Below are 19,831 nucleotides of genomic sequence, written 5' to 3'. Positions count from 1 at the left end.
GCGCGGCGGGGAGGGGCCGGTCACCGGATGCGGTGGCCGGCCCCTCCGGCGTGCCCGGGGCCGGGGCCCTGGCCCCGCTCCTGGCCCGGCAGGCCGTCCACCTCCACCGCCGCGCAGCGCCAGCGGCGGTCCCGGCCGCGCTCCAGGCGGAAGGCCAGGGCCCGCACCCGGGGCCCGGTCGCGATCGTCGCGCACGCCTCGACGGCGTCCGGGCCCGGCGGCCGGGCCGAGCAGTGGCGCAGCACCGGGCGCGGGCCGTGCGAGCGCAGCGGGGTGCCCGGAGCGAGCCGGACGAGCTGCTCGTACCCCTCGCCGACGGTGTGGCCGAGCATCCAGTGCACCGGGCGTTCGCCGCTGAGCACCGCGAGGAGCCGCTCGGCGAAGAGGACGTGCGGGGGAGGCGTCCGGAGCGGCCCGGTGCCCGCGCGTCCCCGGGGGCCGGTGCCCGCGGGGCCCGAGGGGCGGGTGGCGCCTCCGGGGCCCGCGGGGCGGGTGCGCTGGTGGGCCTGTGTGGTGGTGGCGGTCTTCGCGGTGGCCTTCGTCGCGGTCCTCATGGCGGTCCCCGTTCCCGTCGCGGTGTGTCACCGTCTCGTACCAGTCGGTAACTTTCTTGGGGATCTTGTACGGGCGCGGCGTCGGGCCCGGCAAGAGGTGCGCGGCCCGGCGCGCGGGCGCGCTCCGGTTCACCTATCCGGGTGAGCGGCGCACCCCCGGGCCCCCGCGCGCCCCGGGGCGCGGCTCCCGGCGGTGACGGAGGGCGGTCCCGGGCCCGGGACCCCGAAGGGGGACTCCGCACGTATCCTGAGGGCGTCTCCGACTACGAAAGCGGCCAGCCATGCGCGTCTACGTCCCCCTGACCCTCCCCGGGCTCGCACAGGCGCACAAGGCGGGCGAGCTCGGCCCCGGGCCCCTCACCGCCTACGCCGTCACCCCCGCGCTGCGCGAGTGGTACGTCTCCGACGACATCGAGGAGCTGGAGTACGCGGCCCTCAACCGCGCCGCCGCCGCCTCGCTGCGGCTGCTCGCCGGCGACCCGGAGGCCGCGCGGCGCCGGATCGTCGTCGCGGTGGACGTGGCCGACAAGGACGCCGCCGTCGACCCCGACCGGGGGCTCGACGCGAGCGCGCTCGGCGAGGTCCGGATCGCCGGACCCGTGCGGCTGGCCAAGGCCGCGGCCGTGCACGCGGACGCCGACGACGCCCACGCGGACGTCTCCGCCGCCGCGGACGCGCTCGGGGCGGCGGACCAGGGCGACGACGACGCCCAGTTCGTCGTGGACGGCGCCGAGGACCACGAGCTGCTCTGGTTCGGTGTGCAGGAAATCCCCGGCCTGCTGGGCTGAGCCGACCGGTACCGTGCCTCCATGGGGAAGCACGAGAAGCACGGAAAACACCTGGTCTGGGACTGGAACGGCACCCTGCTCGACGACACCGGGGCGGTGATCGGCGCGACCAACGCGGCCTTCGCCGAGCTGGGGCTCGCGCAGATCACGCTGGAGCAGTACCGCGAGCTGTACACGGTCCCGGTGCCGAAGTTCTACGAGCGGCTGATGGGGCGCCTGCCCACGGACGACGAGTGGCTCGTCATGGACGGCGCCTTCCACCGGCACTACTGGCGGCGGGCCGAGGACTGCGGGCTCACGGCGGGCGCCGCCGAGCTGCTGGCGGCGCGCCAGGCGTCCGGGTTCACCCAGTCGCTGCTGTCGCTCGCGCCGCACGAGGAGCTGATACCGCTGGTGCGGCGGCACGGGATCGCGGAGCGGTTCCTGCGCGTCGACGGGCGGGTGGACCGGTCCACGGACGGCAAGTCCGCCACCATGGTGCGGCACCTCGCGGCGCTCGACGGGGTGCCGGCGGAGCGGGTCGTCGTCATCGGCGACGCGGCGGACGACGCGGTGGCCGCGCTGCACGTGGGGGCGCGGGCCGTGCTCTACACCGGCGGGTCGCACAGCCGGCGCAGCCTGGAGGCCGTGGGTGTGCCCGTCGTCGACTCGCTCGCGGAGGCGGTCGCCGTGGCGGAGGAGCTGGACTAGGGCCTGCCCGACGGCGGCATGAGGGCGGGGCCGGGCCTGCCGGCCCGGCCCCGCCCTCACGTCTCAGCCGCGCCTACACCTTCGCGTCCCGCAGCACCTTCAAAAACTCCCGCATCCAGCTCGGGTGGTCCGGCCAGGCGCGCGAGGAGACCAGGGTGCCGTCGACCACCGCCGCCGCGTCCTGGAAGGTGGCGCCCGCCGCCTGCATGTCCAGCTCCAGCGCCGGGTACGCCGTGACCTCGCGGCCCTCCAGGCTGCCCGTGGCGGCCGTCAGCAGCGGGCCGTGGCAGATCTGGGCCACCGGCTTGTCCGCGTCGAAGAAGGACTTCAGGATCTTGCGGAGCTCGGGGTCGTTGCGCAGGTACTCCGGCGCCCGCCCGCCCGGGATGACGACGGCCACGTACGCGCTCGGGTCCACCTCGGAGAAGGCCAGGTCGGCGGGCCAGGTGTAGCCCGGCTTCTCGGTGTACGTGTCGTAGCCGGGCTCGAAGTCGTGGACCACGAACCGGAGCTGCTTGCGGGCGGGAGCCGCGATGTCCACCTCGTACCCCTCCTCGAGGAGGCGCTGGTACGGATACATCACCTCCAGCGACTCCGCCGCGTCCCCGGTCACGATCAGGATCTTCGCCACTGCGTCTCCCCAAGAGTGCTCATCGGTCGATCGGTCGATATGCCCCGGGTAACCATTCGTCGCTGTCCACAGTGTCAAACTTCCCCCCCAGGTTTTGTACACATAAGGACCATGACGGCGCGGGGGGCAACAGCGATAGGCTTTTCCCGTGATCAGCGCGATACGCCGAGGGGGCAACGCAGCCCCCGGCTTCCGCCCGGACCGCCTCGGCGACCGGGCCGATGGCTCGTTCGCGGATCCGTTCCGTCAGGGCACGAAGGCCGCCGTGGCCGATATGTGCCCGGACATCTCTCATCGCGGCATAACGTCGACTCCGACCGGTACCACCGCGTCGTGGCGTTGTGTCCTTTCTTCCACCGACGTCACGCAACGGCGCGCGACAGGAGTCAGAGGACATGCAGACCAAGCTGGACGAAGCCAAGGCCGAGCTGCTCGATCGGGCCGCCCGGGTAGCTGAGAACAGCCCGGTCGGGGGGCGACTTCCGACGGGGCCGGAGGGCGGGGAGCGTCCGGACCGGGACACCCTGCTCGACTACCTCCAGCGCTACTACCTGCACACCGCGCCGGAAGACCTGGCCGACCGCGACCCGGTCGACGTCTTCGGCGCCGCTCTCTCGCACTACCGCCTCGCGGAGAACCGCCCCCAGGGCACCGCGAGCGTCCGCGTCCACACGCCGACGGTGGAGGAGAACGGCTGGACGTGCAGCCACTCCGTCGTCGAGGTGGTCACCGACGACATGCCGTTCCTCGTGGACTCCGTGACCAACGAGCTGTCCCGCCAGGGCCGCGGCATCCACGTCGTGATCCACCCCCAGGTCCTCGTCCGCCGCGACGTGGCCGGCAAGCTCATCGAGGTGCTCACCGAGCAGCCGAAGGGCGCCCTGCCGCACGACGCGCTCGTCGAGTCCTGGATCCACGTCGAGATCGACCGCGAGACCGACAAGGCCGACCTCAAGCAGATCACCTCCGACCTGCTGCGCGTCCTGTCCGACGTCCGCGAGACCGTCGAGGACTGGGACAAGATGCGCGACGCCGCGCTGCGCATCGCGGACACCCTGCCCGGCGAGTCCACCCCCGGCGACCTGCGGCCCACCGAGGTCGAGGAGGCCCGCGAGCTGCTGCGCTGGCTCGCCGACGACCACTTCACCTTCCTGGGCTACCGGGAGTACGAGCTGGTCGACGGCGACGCGCTGTCCGCCGTCCCGGGCACCGGGCTCGGCATCCTGCGCGCCGACCCGCACCACACCGGCGAGGACCCGCACGCCCACCCCGTCTCGCCGTCCTTCAGCCGGCTGCCCGCCGACGCCCGCGCCAAGGCGCGCGAGCACAAGCTGCTGATCCTGACGAAGGCCAACAGCCGCGCGACCGTGCACCGCCCCTCGTACCTCGACTACGTCGGCGTGAAGAAGTTCGACGCGGACGGCAACGTGGTCGGCGAGCGCCGCTTCCTCGGCCTGTTCTCCTCCGCCGCGTACACCGAGTCCGTGCGCCGCGTCCCCGTCGTCAAGCGCAAGGTCCAGGAGGTCCTGGAGGGCGCCGGCTTCTCGCCGAGCAGCCACGACGGGCGCGACCTGCTCCAGATCCTGGAGACCTACCCGCGCGACGAGCTCTTCCAGACCCCGGCCGACGAGCTGCGCTCCATCGTCACCAGCGTCCTGTACCTCCAGGAGCGCCGCCGGCTGCGGCTCTACCTGCGCCAGGACGAGTACGGCCGCTACTACTCGGCCCTCGTCTACCTGCCGCGCGACCGCTACACCACCCGCGTCCGGCTGCGGATCATCGACATCCTGAAGGAGGAGCTGCAGGGCGCCAGCGTCGACTTCACCGCCTGGAACACCGAGTCGATCCTGTCCCGCCTGCACTTCGTCATCCGCGTCGAGCCCGGCACCGAGCTGGCCAAGCTCACCGAGACCGACGTCGACCGCATCGAGACCCGGCTCTCCGACGCGACCCGCTCCTGGGCCGACGGCTTCGGCGAGGCGCTCAACGCCGAGCTGGGCGAGGAGCGCGCCGCCGAACTGCTCCGCAGCTACGGCAGCGCCTTCCCCGAGGGCTACAAGGCCGACCACTCGCCGCGCGCCGCCGTCGCCGACCTCTGCCACATGGAGGCCCTGGCGGGCAGCGACAAGGACTTCGCGCTGTCGCTGTACGAGCCCGTCGCCGCCGGTCCCGGCGAGCGCCGCTTCAAGATCTACAAGACCGGCGACCCGATCTCCCTCTCCGCCGTCCTGCCGGTCCTCAACCGGCTCGGCGTCGAGGTCACCGACGAGCGCCCGTACGAGCTGCGCTGCGCCGGCCGCTCCCGCGCCTGGATCTACGACTTCGGCCTGCGGATGCCCGCGCCCACCGGCAACGGCGGCGACTACATCGGCGAGGACGCCCGCGAGCGCTTCCAGGAGGCGTTCGCGGCCACCTGGACCGGCGAGGCCGAGAACGACAACTTCAACTCGCTCGTCCTGTCCGCCGGGCTCACCTGGCGCGAGGCGATGGTGCTGCGCGCCTACGCCAAGTACCTGCGCCAGGCCGGTTCGACCTTCAGCCAGGACTACATGGAGGACACCCTCCGCAACAACGTCCACACCACCCGGCTGCTGATCAACCTCTTCGAGGCCCGGATGGCCCCGGAGCGCCAGCGCGCCGGCACCGAGCTGATCGACGGGCTCCTGGAGGAGCTGGACGGGGCCCTGGACCAGGTCGCCTCCCTCGACGAGGACCGCATCCTGCGCTCCTTCCTCACCGTCATCAAGGCCACCCTGCGGACGAACTTCTTCCAGAAGGACGCGGAGGGGCGTCAGCACCCCTACGTGTCGATGAAGTTCGACCCGCAGGCCATCCCCGACCTCCCCGCGCCCCGCCCGGCCTTCGAGATCTGGGTGTACTCGCCGCGCGTCGAGGGTGTCCACCTGCGCTTCGGCAAGGTCGCCCGAGGCGGCCTGCGCTGGTCCGACCGGCGCGAGGACTTCCGCACCGAGGTCCTCGGCCTGGTCAAGGCGCAGATGGTGAAGAACACGGTCATCGTGCCGGTCGGCGCCAAGGGCGGCTTCGTCGCCAAGCAGCTCCCGGACCCGTCCGTGGACCGCGACGCCTGGCTCGCCGAGGGCATCGAGTCGTACAAGACCTTCATCTCGGCCCTCCTCGACATCACCGACAACCTGGTCGCCGGCGAGGTCGTGCCCCCGGTCGACGTGGTCCGCCACGACGAGGACGACACCTACCTCGTCGTCGCCGCCGACAAGGGCACCGCGACCTTCTCCGACATCGCCAACGGGGTCGCCGAGTCCTACGGCTTCTGGCTGGGCGACGCCTTCGCCTCCGGCGGCTCGGCCGGCTACGACCACAAGGGCATGGGCATCACCGCCCGCGGCGCCTGGGAGTCGGTCAAGCGCCACTTCCGCGAGCTGGGCCACGACACCCAGACCGAGGACTTCACCGTCGTCGGCGTCGGCGACATGTCCGGCGACGTCTTCGGCAACGGGATGCTGCTCTCCGAGCACATCCGCCTGGTGGCCGCCTTCGACCACCGGCACATCTTCATCGACCCGACCCCGGACGCGGCCACCTCGTACGCCGAGCGCCGCCGCCTCTTCGAGCTGCCCCGCTCGTCCTGGGCCGACTACGACAGCTCGCTGCTCTCCGCGGGCGGCGGCATCCACCCCCGTACCGCGAAGTCGATCCCGGTCAACGCGCACGTCCGGGCCGCCCTCGGCATCGAGGACGGGGTCACCAAGATGACCCCGGCCGAGCTGATGAAGGCCGTCCTGCACGCGCCCGTCGACCTGCTGTGGAACGGCGGCATCGGCACGTACGTGAAGTCCTCGGCCGAGACCGACGCCGAGGTCGGCGACAAGGCCAACGACGCCATCCGCGTCGACGGCCAGGACGTCCGCGCCAAGGTCATCGGCGAGGGCGGCAACCTCGGCGCGACCCAGCTCGGCCGCATCGAGTTCGCCCGCACCGGCGGCCCCGCCGGCGAGGGCGGCAAGGTCAACACCGACGCCATCGACAACAGCGCCGGCGTCGACACCTCCGACCACGAGGTCAACATCAAGATCCTGCTCAACGGGCTCGTCGCCGAGGGCGACATGACCGTCAAGCAGCGCAACAAGATCCTCGCCGAGATGACCGACGAGGTCGGCGCGCTCGTCCTGCGCAACAACTACGCGCAGAACACCGCCCTGGCCAACGCGGTCGCCCAGTCCCCGTCCCTGCTCCACGCCGCCCAGCGCTTCATGCGCCGCCTCGGCCGCGACGGGGCCCTGGACCGCTCGCTGGAGTTCCTGCCCAACGACCGGCAGATCCGCGAGCTGCTCAACGGCGGCAAGGGCCTGTCCCAGCCGGAGCTCGCCGTCCTCCTCGCGTACACCAAGATCACGGTGGCCGACGAGCTGATCGGCACCGAGCTCCCGGACGACCCGTACCTGCGCGGGCTGCTCCACGCGTACTTCCCGACGCTGCTGCGCGAGAAGTTCACCGAGGCGGTCGACAACCACGCGCTGCGCCGCGAGATCATCACCACCGTCCTGGTCAACGACACCGTCAACACCGGCGGCTCGACCTTCCTGCACCGCCTCCGCGAGGAGTCCGGCGCCTCGATCGAGGAGATCGTGCGCGCGCAGACCGCGGCCCGCGCGATCTTCCGCCTGGGCGAGGTCTGGGACGCCGTCGAGGCGCTCGACAACAAGGTGCTCGCCGAGTTCCAGACCCGGATGCGCCTGCACTCGCGCCGCCTGGTCGAGCGCGGCACCCGCTGGCTGCTCAACAACCGGCCGCAGCCGCTCCAGATCGGCGAGACCATCGAGTTCTTCTCGGAGCGGGTCGCGCTGGTCTGGGAGAAGCTGCCGCAGCTGCTGCGCGGCTCGGACCTGGAGTGGTACGAGTCGATCCTCGCCGAGCTGACCGAGGCCGGGGTGCCGGAGGAGCTGGCGCTGCGGGTGGCCGGCTTCTCGTCCGCCTTCCCGACGCTCGACATCGTCGCGATCGCGGACCGCACCGGCAAGGACCCGCTGGCGGTCGCCGAGGTCTACTACGACCTGGCCGACCGGCTGCGGATCACCGACCTGATGGACCGGATCATCGAGCTGCCGCGCAGCGACCGCTGGCAGTCGATGGCCCGCGCCTCCATCCGCGAGGACCTGTTCGCCGCGCACGCCGGGCTCACCGCCGACGTCCTGGTGTCCGGGAACGGCACCTCCACGCCGGAAGAGCGGTTCCGGGCCTGGGAGGACGAGAACGCGGCGATCCTGGGCCGCGCCCGCACCACCCTGGAGGAGATCCAGGGCTCGGAGGACTTCGACCTGTCGAACCTCTCGGTCGCGATGCGGACCATGCGCACGCTGCTGCGGACGCACAGCTGAGCACCAGCTGAGCACCAGCTGAGCAAAGGGGGCGCCCCCGTCGGTTCCGGCCGGCGGGGGCGCCCCCTTTTCGCGGCGGTGTACGGCTAGGAGGGCACCGAGCCCGTCCACAGGCGGCGGGCGGCCGCCGCCGCCGCCGCGAGCAGCAGGCCGTTGCGGAGCAGCATGACGGCGATGCCGGGCCAGGTGCCGGCGGCGACGTCGACGTACAGCACGGGGTACGCGAGCGAGCTCAGCGCCGCCGCCGGGAGCATCAGGAAGGCGACCGGGCGCATGACCGTCTGCCGGGAGGTCAGGCAGACGGCGGCCAGCCCGAGCAGCCAGACCAGGTACTGGGGGCTGATCACCCGGCTGGTCACGGTGAACAGCAGCACGGCGGCGAAGGCCGCGTCGAGCGGGGTCGCCCCGGTCCAGACGCGGGCCCGCAGCCGCCACAGCAGCAGCCAGCCGAAGGCGACGACGGTCGCCAGCAGCGCGAGGTGGCCGACGGTGGAGACGTAGGGGCCGACGTACTCGTAGGCGCCGTAGCGGAACTGCACCGAGCCCGGCCAGAGTCCCGCCGCCCGGGCCAGCGCGAGGCCCGTGCCGCCCAGGGACTCGATCTGGACGCCCCGGTTGCCCTGCTGGCTCAGGAAGCCCAGCGCGTCGTCGAAGAGCAGCGTCAGGGCGGCCAGCAGGGTCAGGACGGTGACGGCGGCGGCGGTCCAGGCGTCCCGGGTGGTGCGCCCGCGCGGGGTGCCGATCAGGGTGAGCGCGGGCCAGACCTTGACCAGGGCGCCGAGCCCGGCGAGCGCCCCGCCGAGCCGGTGGGCGGCGGGGGAGCGGGCGCCGAGCGCGAGCAGGGCGAGGACGGCCAGCGCGGTGGTCTGCACGTCGTAGCGGGCGAGCGGGATGTGCAGGAGCAGGGGGAGGCCGAGCACCCAGAACCAGGCGCCGTGGGTGAGGCGGGCGCTGTCGGCGCGGGCCAGGGCCACGGTGACGGCCGCGTCGGCGAGCAGGGTGAGCAGGACGAAGCCCTGGAAGTAGCTCAGCCAGGGCAGGATCCCGGGCGACATGATGACCAGGCCCGCGCCCGGCGGGTACTGCCAGGTGGGGTCGTCGGGCGGGAAGGTGCCCTGGGCGAACAGCCCGTACCAGTGGCGGTAGAGGACGTGCACCTCGCTGGCGACGCCGCCGATGCCGAGGTCGTCGCGGTGCAGCAGCCACAGCATGCCGGTGCGGCTGAGCAGCCAGAGGGCGGCGAGCGCGAGCCGGGGGCCGAGGCCGACGGTCACGAAGGTGGCGGAGGTGAAGGTCTCCGACTCGAACGGGGAGCGGGTGAGGGCGGGCGGCGCGGACTCGGTCCGGGAGGTGCCGGACGCACCTGGCTGAGGCGGCGGGTCGGTCGTCATCCCTTCGCACTCTAGCCAGGTTTGTCCTACTTCCTCCCGGTGGTGAGGGCCGTCTCGGTGAACTCCTCGTACGCCGCCACGACCTCGGCCGCCGGGCCGTCCATCCGCAGCGTGCCCGCCTCCAGCCACAGGGCCCGCTCGCAGGTCTCGGTGATGGTGGAGTTCGAGTGGCTGACCAGGAAGACGGTGCCGGCCTCGGCGCGCAGCTCGTCGATCCGGCGCCGGCTGCGGCGGCGGAAGCGCGCGTCGCCGGTGGCGAGGGCCTCGTCGATGAGCAGCACGTCGTGGCTGCGGGCGGCGGCGATGGAGAAGCGGAGCCGGGCGCCCATGCCGGAGGAGTACGTGCGCATCGGCATCGACGCGAAGTCGCCGTTGTCGTCGATCCCGGAGAACGCGACGATGTCGGCGCACCGCTCGCCGATCTCCTTGCGGCTCATGCCCATCGCGAGCCCGCCGAGGATGACGTTCCGCTCGCCGGTCAGGTCGCTCATCAGGGCCGCGTTGACGCCGAGCAGGGCGGGGTGGCCGAGGGTGTAGATCCGGCCCGCGCTGGTCGGCAGCAGTCCGGCGATGGCCTTGAGAAGCGTCGATTTGCCCGAGCCGTTCGAACCGATCAGGCCGATCGCCTCGCCCCGGTACGCGGTGAAGCCGACGCCCTTGACCGCGTGCACGGTGCACGGGGTGCGGCCCGCGCCGCCGCGCTCGGTGTACGTGACGTGGACGCCGTCGGCGATGACGGTGGGGGTGGGGGTGGGAGCGGGGGCGGATGAGGCTCCCCGGTCCTCGTCCGCCGTGCGGCGGGCGTCCCGGGTCGTCCGCCCTGTCTCTTGCGTCTGTTGCTCAGCCACGGCCATAGGTCTCCTCCGCCTTCCAGAAGTAGATGAACCCGCCGACGAAGGCGAGCAGCGCCCAGCCGGTCGCCACCGCCCAGACGTGCGGCGGGAGCTGGGCGGCGGTGAAGCTCTCGACCAGCGCGAAGCGCATCAGGTCGATGTACACGGCCGCCGGATTGCACTGCAGGGCCAGCAGCACGAGGTGCGGGAAGCGCCCGCCGCCCGCGAGGTGCTGGATCGACCACATGACGCCCGAGGCGTACATCCAGGTGCGCAGCACGAAGGGCATCAGCTGCGCGATGTCCGGGGTGCGGGAGGCGAGCCGGGCCATCGCGAGGGCGAGGCCGGTGCTGAAGAGCGTCTGGAGCACCAGGGCGGGGACGGCCAGCAGCCAGCTCGGGCGGGGGAACTCGCCGAAGCAGACCAGGATCACGACCAGCGCGCCCAGCGAGAAGACGAGCTGCTGGAGCTGCTGGAGCGCGAGGGCGACGGGGAGGCTGGCGCGCGGGAAGTGCAGGGCGCGGACGAGGCCGATGTTGCCGCTGATGGCGCGGGTGCCGGTCATGATCGTCTGCGAGGTGAAGGTCCAGACGAAGACGCCCGTGATGAGGAACGGGACGTAGTCGGGGATGCCGTGCTTGACGTCCATCAGGACGCCGAAGATCGCGTAGTAGACGGCCGCGTTGAGCAGCGGGGTCATCACCTGCCAGACCTGGCCGAGCCGGGCCTGGCTGTACTGGGCGGTGAGCTTGGCCGTCGCGAACGCGGTGATGAAGTGGCGGCGGGCCCAGAGCTGCCGCGCGTAGGCGGGGAGCGTGGGGCGGGCGCCGCTCACGGTGAGGCCGTGTCGCTCGGCGAGGGCGCGGAGCTCCGCGGAGGTGGGCGGGGGTGGAGGGGGCTGCGGGGCTGATGCGGCCTGTGCGGCCTGTGCGGCTGGTGGGGTGGTGGTGGGGCCGGGGTCGGCGGTGAGGTCGAGGGTGTCGGTCGTCACGGGGATCGCCTTCGCTCTGGTTCGCGACACGATGGACGATTTGAACGATGGAACGGGTCCGTATCGTCGCTACGGGGAGGTTAGGGCGCGGATGCGTCGGAACGCAACCGTATCGTCGTGACGTTTACGTCCTGGTGATCGCTGGCTAAAATCCGGGTCATGACGACACCCTCCGGAACCCCGCGCCGCGCCCCCGCCGGAGCCGCCGTGCTCCGGGAGGACGTCACCGAGGCCATTCGCGCCGCCGTCTTCGAGGAGCTGGCGACCGTCGGCTTCGCCCGGATGTCGATCGAGGGCATCGCGCGCCGGGCCGGGGTCGGCAAGACCGCCGTCTACCGGCGCTGGAAGTCCAAGCTGTCGCTGGTCCTCGACCTCGTCGGCGCGCTCGCCGTCCAGGGGCTGCCGGCACCGGCGACGGGCACGCTGTACGGGGACGTGCGGGCCCTCCTGGAGGTCGCCTCGCGCGCCCTGCGCCACCCGGTGGCCTCACAGGTCATCCCGGACCTGCTGGTGGAGGCGGTGCGGAACCCGGAGATCGCCGAGGCGATCAAGGCGGCGCTCTTCGACGGGCGGCAGGGCGTCGTCGCCCAGGTCGTCCGCGAGGCGGTCGCCCGGGGCGAACTCCCCGAGGACACCGACCCGGACCGCGCGCTCGACCTGATCGTCGGCCCGCTGTACTGGCGGCTCGCCGTGGTCCGCACGGAGACGCCGAAGGGGTACCTGGACGAGCTCGCGCGGGCGGCGGTGGCGGGGTTGCGGGGGTAGGCGGAACCCCGGTCGGGGGGCGGGGCCGGGGCCTGGGCCCGGACGGGGCCGGGGCGGGGCCGCTGAGGCCGGTCAGTCAGTCAGCAGGTCTGGCCGCCCGGTCGCCCGCCAGCCCGGTTGCCCGCCGGCCCGGCCGTCCGTCAGGCGTGCGTGGGCGAGGTGAGGGGCGGGACCGGGGAGGCGTCCACCGAGCGGGCGGCCCGGTCGAGGGCGCTGGCGAGCAGCGCCAGGTCCGTCGGGCCGTTGCCCAGCTCGCGGACCGGGCGGCGGGTCGGCGGGTCGCCCATCCGCTCCCACTCCAGCGGGACCACGGTCGGCCGCAGGGTCGCCGTGCGCGGGATGCGCCCGGTGACCCGGCCCGTCTGGAACGGCGTCACCCGGCCGTCCGGGTGGCCGAGTCGCCCGCGGCCGGGCTGCGGCTCGTCGGGCCCCGAGGAGGCGGGCGGCGGGTCGAGCACGATCCGCAGCCGCGCGCCGTGCGCCAGCTCCGTATCGACGGTCCGGTCCGGGCGCGCCGAGGCCGCGATGAGGTGCACGCCGAGCCGGGCGCCGTTCCGCGCGACGGCTTCCAGGGCCCGTACGACCGACCCGGCGGCCGGGCGGCCGGGCGCGCCGAGCGCGGGCGCGACCAGGGCGTCGAAGTCGTCGACCAGCACGACGAGCCGCGGCAGCGACCCGGCGCCCTCGGCGGGCGGCTGGGGCACCGCGCCGCCGGGACCGGGCTCGGTGCGCCCGCTGGGCAGATACGTGAGGTCGTCGGCCCCCAGCCGCAGGGTGCGGGTGCTGGGCCGGTCGGCCGGGTCACCGGCCCCGGGGCGGGGGAGACGGGCACTGGGCGTGTCGCCGAGCTCGCCGCCGTGGGTCCGCAGGGTGCGGCTGCTGGGGCGGTCCCCGAGGTCGCCCGCACCGGGACGGGACAGCCGGCCGCTCGGCGTGTCGCCGAGCTCGCCCTCGTGCGCCCGCAGGGTGCGGCTGCTCGGACGGTCCCCGAGGAGGTCGGAGCCGGGCGGCGGGGTGTGCGGGTAGGGCGTGCGGCCGGTCGGACGGTCACCGGGGTCGGACGTGCCGGGGTACGGGGTCCGGCCGCCGTTTCCCGGCCGGGGCAGGCGTCCGCTCGGGGTGTCGGTCAGGTCCGTCGCGCCCGTGCCCGTACTCGGGTAGGGCGTGCGGTTGGTGGGGCGGTCGCCGGGGTCTCCCGCGCCCGCGTACGGGGTGCGGGCGGAGGCCCGGTCGCCCAAGTCGGACGCGCCGCCCGGGTACGGCGTGCGCGAGCTCGCGCGGTCGCCGCTCCCCGGGCGGGGCAGGCGCCCGCTCGGGGTGTCGGTCAGGTCCGCCGCGCTCGCGCCGTACGGCGTGCGCCCGGTGGAGCGGTCGCCGGAGTCCACCGCGCCCGCGTACGCCGTGCGCCCGGTCGGGCCGTCCGTGAGGTCTCCCGGGTACGGGGTCCGCCCGCCGGTGTCCCGCGCGCCGCCCGCGTAGGGCCCGCGGGCGGGTGTCCGCTCGCCGGGGTCCGCCGTGCGCGCGTCCGGGACGCGGGAGGTCGCGCGGGGGGCCGGGGCGGCCGACTCCGCAGGGCTCGCCGTGCGCTGGCCGATCAGGCGGCCCGAGCGGCGGTCCGCGAAGTGCGTGTCGCCCAGGATCTCCGCCCGGCGCTTCAGCTCGCCGCCCAGCGCCTGCGCGAACTCCCGCATCCGCACCGGGTCCGAGGCGACCAGGTGCTCCGTCACGTGCGGCAGCTCCGTGCAGGCCGCCAGGCCCTCGCCGCGCTCGCCGCCCGCGCCGTCGACCAGGAGCAGGCCCAGCCGGTCCGGCCGCCCGCCCGCCGCCAGGGACGCGGCGATGGCCCGCAGCAGCTCCGTGCGCCCGCTGCCCGCGGGCCCCTCGATCAGCAGGTGCGGGCCCTCCGCCGTGAGGTCCACGGCCACCGGCCCGCGCGGGCCCGCGCCCAGCACCGCCGTGCCGTCCGCCGCCGAGGCCCAGCGGGCCATCAGCGACGCCGGGGTGGCCCGGGCCAGGCCCAGCTCGTCCAGGAGCCGTGCCGAGGGCGGCAGCGCGGCGGACCGCCCCTGCCCCGGGCCCGCCGCCGTCTCCGTGCGCATCGGGGCCAGCGCCCGCCCGAACCGCTCCGCCCACGCCACCGACACCGCGTCCACGACCCCGACCGTGCCGTGCCCCGCGACCCGGCCGCCCGACGTCCGCACCAGCCGCAGCGCCGTCGCCACGTCGCCGCTGAGCAGCGCCGCCGCCCCGCACTCGCGGAAGGCGAACGAGGCCGCGCACGCCTCCTCGTACGTCGCCGCCACCGGCGACGCGGGCGAGGCCGAAGGGGCCTCGGCCAGACAGATCAGATGGATGCCCGCCGCGGCCCCCGCCCCGGCCAGCCGCGCCGCCGTCTCGCGCAGCGCCGCCGAACCGGGGTCGCCGTCCACGATCACGACCGTCGCCGGTCCCTCGTGCCGCGCGGCGGCCTCGGCGACCGCCGCGCGGTCCGCGCTCGGCCAGCCCGCGCCGAGCGGGCCGTCGTCCAGCCGCCGGGTGAGCTCCGTCAGCCGCGCCTGCGCCTGCTCCCGGTCGTACGCGAGGAGCAGCCGGCAGTCCTGGCCGTGCGCCGGCCGCGTGTGCGGCAGCCAGCCGAGCCAGCCCCAGGCCCGCCGCCGCTCCTCCAGCGGGCGGTTCCGGTCGGCGCTGACCAGCACGATCTCCAGGTCGCCCGGCGCGTGCAGGGCCGCCAGCTGTGCCACGACCGAGCGGGCCAGACCGGCCAGCCGCGGCCCCGGACCGGCGAGTCCCAGCGCGCCCGCCTCCCGCAGGCCGACCGTCACCGGCACCCCGGACAGCTCGGCGCGGTCCGTCGTGCCGAGCCGCACCACCAGCGCCTCGGGATGGTCGAGGTCCCGCTCCCACAGGCGCCGGCCAGGGCCGAGCGCGGTGAGCAGGACGGCGGCGGGATCGGGCCAGTTGTCGGGGCAGGGCGCGGGGCCCGCCGCGGCCGTCCCGGGCAGGCTGCCGGGCCGGGACTCGGCGAACGCGGGGACGGGGGCCACCCCGTACTCCCCGGCGCGCGGGTCCTCCTTGCCGCCCGCGAGCCGCCGGGCCCACGCCCCGAGCCCGCGCTTGCGGAGCTGCCGGGTCCGGCTGTGCGCCTCGATCTCGGCCTCGCCCTCGGGCTCCGGGAGCTCTCCCGCGCGCGCGTGGCCCTCGCCGGAGCCGTCGCCGCCTGCGCCCCGCGCGCCGCCGTACGTGGCGGTGGCGTCCTCGGAGCCCGTACCCGCACCCCTGCCCGTACCCACGCCGTGCGGGGCCGCCGCGTACGGCATGGCGCGCGGGGTGCCGGCCGCGGGGGTGTCGCCGGAGAGGCCGGACGGGCCCTCACGGCGTACGCGCAGATGTCCTTCGCCGTCCGGCGTGGTGGGCAGGGTGTCGTCCGCCGAAGACGGAGAGGACGCCGAGGACGGCGACGACGGCGAGGATCCGGCGGACCGCGCCGACCCGGCCGGTCCGGTCGGTGCCGTCCCGCCCGTCAGCCGCAGCGCGGACTCGCCGACGCGCAGCACCGCGCCCGGCGGGAAGCGGACGGGCCGGGGGCCGACGGGGGCGCCGTCGAGGCTCGTCCCGTTCGTGGAGCCCTGGTCGGTGACCGTGACGCGGCCGTCGGGGCCGACCGTCACCGTGCAGTGGGCCCGCGAGACGTCCGGGTCGTCGAGCGGCACGTCCGCGTCGACGGAACGGCCGATTCTGATCGCTCCGCCGTGCAGCAGATGCACCCCGCCCGCGTCCGGACCGGCCACCACGTGCAGCCGGGCCGGGGCGCCCTCGCCTATCCCGTCGTCCGGGCCGGGGACCTGGAGGGAGAGCACGGCGCCGTCGACCAGCGGCGGCTCGCCGAGCAGGCAGCGGCGGGTGTCCAGGCGCTCGCCGCCCGCGTAGAGCACGGTCGTGCCGGAGGACGACGTGTCGGGGCCCGAGACGGCCGCGGCGAGGGAGGAGGCAACGGCGGCCAGCTCCGTCCCCGCGGGCGCGGTGACGAGCACGTCGCAGGCGCGCCCGGCGCCATGGCCGGCGTGCGGCGCGAGGACGGTCAGCCGGATCTGCATCGCGGTCAGCGGTCCCTTCTGCGCGGCGCGCCCGGCGGGGGAACCGCCCACTGACTCCCCCCACCCGGCACGGACGCGTGGTCCGGTTCAGGTCGGCACGGAGCGAGGGCTCCCGACCCTCGACACGACGTGCTGTAGGCATCCTCGCACCTGCAACTGACAACCCGCCCACGGGACGACCAGAAGTGATCTTGTTCGGTCGTCGGCGGGCGAGAAATCGCCTGGTTGCGTATGTCTCGCGTCGCTTCCGGCAACCTCCGGCGCGTACCGGGCGTCTCCATTCCGGACAGGCCGGAGCGGGGCGGGAGCCGGCCGGGAGCCCCCGGGGTCCCCCGTACGGCGCAGGATTACGCCCTTCGGGTCACAGTCGATGACCCGTTCGGCGGCACTAAAGTGGGTCGGACACCCGGACGGGTCACAGAACACACAGGAACCCCGGGGACCCTCCTCAGAACACCCAAGGCCCCCCAGGACCACGATCAGCAGGGAGCGCGTGACGTGCGGCCTATCGGCAGCAAGTACCTGCTCGAGGAGCCGCTCGGCCGCGGCGCCACGGGCACCGTCTGGCGAGCCCGCCAGACGGAGGCGGCCGGCGCCGAGGCGGCCGTTCCCGGCCAGCCGGGCGAGGCCGTGGCGATCAAGGTCCTCAAAGAGGAGCTCGCCAACGACCCGGACATCGTGATGCGCTTCCTGCGCGAGCGTTCCGTCCTGCTCCGGCTGACCCACCCCAACATCGTGCGCACCCGCGACCTCGTCGTGGAGGGCGACCTGCTCGCGCTGGTCATGGACCTCGTCGACGGTCCCGACCTGCACCGCTACATCCGCGAGAACGGCCCGCTCACCCCGGTCGCCGCCTCGCTGCTGACCGCGCAGATCGCCGACTCGCTCGCCGCGAGCCACGCCGCCGGGGTCGTCCACCGCGACCTCAAGCCCGCCAACGTGCTGCTCGCCGAGCGGGACGGCGCGATGTTCCCGATGCTCACCGACTTCGGCATCGCGCGGCTCGCCGACTCCCCGGGCCTGACCCGCACCCACGAGTTCGTCGGCACCCCGGCCTACGTCGCCCCCGAGTCCGCCGAGGGCCGCCCGCAGACCTCCGCCGTCGACATCTACGGCGCCGGCATCCTGCTGTACGAGCTGGTCACCGGCCGTCCGCCGTTCGCCGGCGGCACCGCGCTCGAAGTCCTGCACCGGCACCTGAGCGAGGAGCCACGCCGCCCCTCGACCGTGCCCGGACCGCTGTGGACCGTGATCGAGCGCTGCCTCAGCAAGGACCCCGACCGGCGCCCCAGCGCCGAGAACCTGGCCCGCGGCCTGCGCACGGTCGCCGCCGGCATCGGCGTGCACGCCACCCCCGCCCAGATCGAGGCCGCGGACGGCGTGGGCGCCCTGCTCGCCCCCGACCCGGCCCCCGCGCCCGTCCCGGACACCCCCGGCGTGGACCCGGCCGGCGCGACCCAGGTGCTGCCCAGCGGCGGCGTCGGCCCCGGAGCGTACGACGCGGCGGCGCCGACCAGCGTGCTGCCCACCGGCGGCCCCCTCGGCGGCCCGGCCGGCGCGGCGGACCCGACGGCCGTCCTCCCGGCCACCGGCGGGGCCGACCCGACCGCCCTGCTGCCCCCCGTGCCCGCGCAGCCGCCGGGGGCCCCGCAGCCCCCGCAGAACGAGGGGCCGCACCCGTGGGAGAGCCAGCTCCGCGCGGTCCGCGACCGCAACGAGCAGACGCAGATGCAGTACCTCGACCCGAGCGAGGACCCGCTGCGCCGCCGCCCGCAGCGCCAGCCGCAGCCCCCGCAGCAGCAGCCGTACCCGGGGCAGCAGGGGCCGGGCCGGCCGCAGCAGTACCAGCAGGGACCCCCGCAGCCCCCGCAGTACCAGCAGCAGCGCCCGCCGCAGCCGCCGCAGTACCAGCAGCAGCCCCCGCAGCCGTACGCGCCCCAGCCGCCCCAGCGGCAGCAGTACGCGCCGCAGCCGCCGCAGCAGCAATATCAGCCGCCGCAGCCGCCCCCGCAGGCCGCGCCGCCCGCCCCGGCCCCGCGCGAGCCGCGCCCGCCGAGGCAGCGCAGCGCCAACCCGATGCGGATCCCCGGCCTCGGCTGCCTCAAGGGCTGCCTGTTCACGATCGTGCTGTTCGTGGTCGCGGGCTGGCTGGTCTGGGAGCTCACCCCGCTCCAGGACTGGGTCGCCCAGGGCAAGGGCTACTGGCAGGCGATCGGCGACGCGATCACGTCGATCTCCGACTGGGTGTCGTCGATCGGCGACTCCACCGGCGGCGGGACGGCCGGCGGCACGGGGCAGTAGCCCCTCCCGGGACCGCGCGGAGCGGCCCGGAATCGCCGATGCTGTCGTTTTGTCGACTTCCGAGGGGTGATTTCCCCTCGGAAGTGCCGGTGAGCGCCCTCGGACGCGTAACTTTGACGCGAACCGCAGCCGCTGAGGGAGCAGTCTTGGCACGGAATATCGGCAGCCGCTACACGGCCCACCAGATCCTCGGGCGGGGCAGCGCCGGCACGGTGTGGCTCGGCGAGGGCCCTGAGGGCCCCGTCGCCATCAAGCTGCTGCGCGAGGACCTCGCCTCCGACCAGGAGCTCGTCGGCCGCTTCGTCCAGGAGCGGACCGCCCTGCTCGGGCTCGACCACCCGCACGTGGTCGCGGTCCGCGACCTCGTCGTCGACGGCAACGACCTCGCCCTCGTCATGGACCTCGTCCGGGGCACCGACCTGCGCACCCGCCTGGACCGGGAGCGCAGGCTGGCCCCCGAGGCGGCCGTCGCGATCATCGCCGACGTCGCCGACGGCCTCGCCGCCGCGCACAAGGCCGGGGTCGTGCACCGGGACGTCAAGCCCGAGAACATCCTGCTCGACATGGAGGGCCCGCTCGGCCCCGGCGGCGCCCACCCCGCGCTCCTCACCGACTTCGGCGTCGCCAAGCTCATCGACACCCCCGGCCGCACCAAGGCCACCCGGATCATCGGCACCCCCGACTACCTCGCCCCCGAGATCGTCGAGGGCCTGCCGCCGCGCGCGGCCGTCGACATCTACGCGCTGGCGACGGTCCTGTACGAGCTGCTGGCGGGCTTCACGCCGTTCGGCGGCGGCCACCCCGGGGCCGTGCTGCGCCGGCACGTCACCGAGACCGTCGTGCCGCTGCCCGGCATCCCCGAGGAGCTGTGGCAGCTCATCGTCCAGTGCCTGGCCAAGGCGCCCGCCTCCCGGCTGCGCGCCTCGGAGCTGGGCACCCGGCTGCGGGACGTGCTGCCGACGCTCAAGGGCATCCCGCCGCTGGACGTGGACGAGCCGGACGCGGACCCGGCGGCGGAACCGGCGTACGAGGAGGACCCGTTCCCGACCGGTACGGGCGAGCCCGCGCCGCGCCGGGCCGCCGTCCCCCTCGTCCCCGGCGCCTCGACCGACTCCAACCGGGACACCCACACCTCCATGCGGGTCCCGGGCCCCGACGAGCTCTCCGGCGGCCCGCTGGGCACCGCGCGGGCGCCCCGCTCGGCGAGCGCCAGGCGGCCCGGCTCGGCGCGGCACAAGGCGGAGACGGTCCGCAAGCGCCGGATCACGCTGACCGTCGCGGCGGTCGTCCTCGCGGGCGCGCTGGGCGCGGGCGGCTACCTGGCGGTGTCGGGCGGCGACGGCGACGCGCCGCCGCGGGACTCGAAGCAGTCGACGCAGCCGTAGGGCGGGGCCGCGGCGGATCTCGGGGCGGCCACGGGTCCGGCTCCGGGCGCGGAG

General features: G+C 74.8%; 12 protein-coding genes. 6 read left to right on the top strand and 6 right to left on the bottom strand.

Annotated features, from left to right (window positions below; all coding sequences use genetic code 11):
• Positions 1-20 precede the first annotated feature (20 nt).
• Positions 21-554 carry an Rv3235 family protein gene (locus AB0C99_RS19010; RefSeq protein WP_362476255.1) on the bottom strand — a complete coding sequence of 178 codons (534 nt, stop codon included), beginning with the start codon at positions 552-554 and terminating at the stop codon, positions 21-23.
• A gap of 281 nt (positions 555-835) precedes the next feature.
• Between AB0C99_RS19010 and AB0C99_RS19005 the strand changes: the two genes are divergently transcribed.
• Both AB0C99_RS19005 and AB0C99_RS19000 read left to right on the top strand, forming a co-directional pair.
• On the top strand, positions 836-1,342 hold the full coding sequence (locus AB0C99_RS19005) for a hypothetical protein (RefSeq protein WP_362476253.1): 507 nt from the start codon (positions 836-838) through the stop codon (positions 1,340-1,342).
• Positions 1,343-1,363: 21 nt separating this feature from the next.
• Positions 1,364-2,032 (top strand): HAD hydrolase-like protein, encoded by a 669-nt coding sequence (locus tag AB0C99_RS19000; RefSeq protein ID WP_362476251.1) that lies wholly within the window; start codon positions 1,364-1,366, stop codon positions 2,030-2,032.
• A gap of 73 nt (positions 2,033-2,105) precedes the next feature.
• Here AB0C99_RS19000 and AB0C99_RS18995 read toward each other — a convergent pair whose 3' ends face one another.
• Positions 2,106-2,663 (bottom strand): DJ-1/PfpI family protein, encoded by a 558-nt coding sequence (locus AB0C99_RS18995; protein ID WP_362476249.1) that lies wholly within the window; start codon positions 2,661-2,663, stop codon positions 2,106-2,108.
• A 395-nt stretch (positions 2,664-3,058) separates the two neighbouring features.
• Here AB0C99_RS18995 and AB0C99_RS18990 point away from each other — a divergent pair, with 395 nt between their 5' ends.
• Positions 3,059-8,017, top strand: a complete 4,959-nt coding sequence (locus AB0C99_RS18990; protein ID WP_362476247.1) for an NAD-glutamate dehydrogenase — start codon at positions 3,059-3,061, stop codon at positions 8,015-8,017.
• 86 nt (positions 8,018-8,103) lie between these two features.
• Here the strand turns inward: AB0C99_RS18990 and AB0C99_RS18985 are convergent, their stop codons facing one another.
• The 3 genes from AB0C99_RS18985 to AB0C99_RS18975 are packed head-to-tail and all read right to left on the bottom strand — an operon-like array spanning position 8,104 to position 11,232.
• Positions 8,104-9,408 (bottom strand): glycosyltransferase 87 family protein, encoded by a 1,305-nt coding sequence (locus AB0C99_RS18985; RefSeq protein ID WP_362476245.1) that lies wholly within the window; start codon positions 9,406-9,408, stop codon positions 8,104-8,106.
• Positions 9,409-9,434: 26 nt separating this feature from the next.
• Positions 9,435-10,262, bottom strand: coding sequence for an ABC transporter ATP-binding protein (locus AB0C99_RS18980; protein ID WP_362476243.1), 828 nt, complete (start codon positions 10,260-10,262; stop codon positions 9,435-9,437).
• Positions 10,249-11,232 (bottom strand): ABC transporter permease, encoded by a 984-nt coding sequence (locus tag AB0C99_RS18975; protein WP_362476241.1) that lies wholly within the window; start codon positions 11,230-11,232, stop codon positions 10,249-10,251. Before AB0C99_RS18975 ends, AB0C99_RS18980 begins: the two co-directional genes overlap by 14 nt.
• A gap of 159 nt (positions 11,233-11,391) precedes the next feature.
• Here AB0C99_RS18975 and AB0C99_RS18970 point away from each other — a divergent pair, with 159 nt between their 5' ends.
• Positions 11,392-11,997, top strand: coding sequence for a TetR/AcrR family transcriptional regulator (locus AB0C99_RS18970; RefSeq protein ID WP_362476239.1), 606 nt, complete (start codon positions 11,392-11,394; stop codon positions 11,995-11,997).
• Positions 11,998-12,137: 140 nt separating this feature from the next.
• Here AB0C99_RS18970 and AB0C99_RS18965 read toward each other — a convergent pair whose 3' ends face one another.
• Entirely contained in the window at positions 12,138-16,091 is a 3,954-nt protein-coding gene (locus AB0C99_RS18965; protein ID WP_362476281.1) for an FtsK/SpoIIIE domain-containing protein, read from the bottom strand.
• Between the two features lie 498 nt (positions 16,092-16,589).
• On the opposite strand from AB0C99_RS18965, the gene AB0C99_RS18960 reads away from it, so the two are divergent.
• Positions 16,590-18,392: a serine/threonine-protein kinase gene (locus AB0C99_RS18960; RefSeq protein ID WP_362476237.1), complete on the top strand. Its 1,803-nt coding sequence runs from the start codon at positions 16,590-16,592 to the stop codon at positions 18,390-18,392.
• 146 nt (positions 18,393-18,538) lie between these two features.
• On the top strand, positions 18,539-19,777 hold the full coding sequence (locus AB0C99_RS18955; RefSeq protein WP_362476235.1) for a serine/threonine-protein kinase: 1,239 nt from the start codon (positions 18,539-18,541) through the stop codon (positions 19,775-19,777).
• Positions 19,778-19,831 lie beyond the last annotated feature (54 nt).

Source organism: Streptomyces sp. NPDC048659 (assembly GCF_040650575.1).
In the GTDB taxonomy this organism is placed as follows: Bacteria; Actinomycetota; Actinomycetes; order Streptomycetales; family Streptomycetaceae; genus Streptomyces.
The sequence above is the reverse complement of the archived record's forward strand: the minus strand, read 5'-3'. Positions and strand labels throughout refer to the sequence as shown.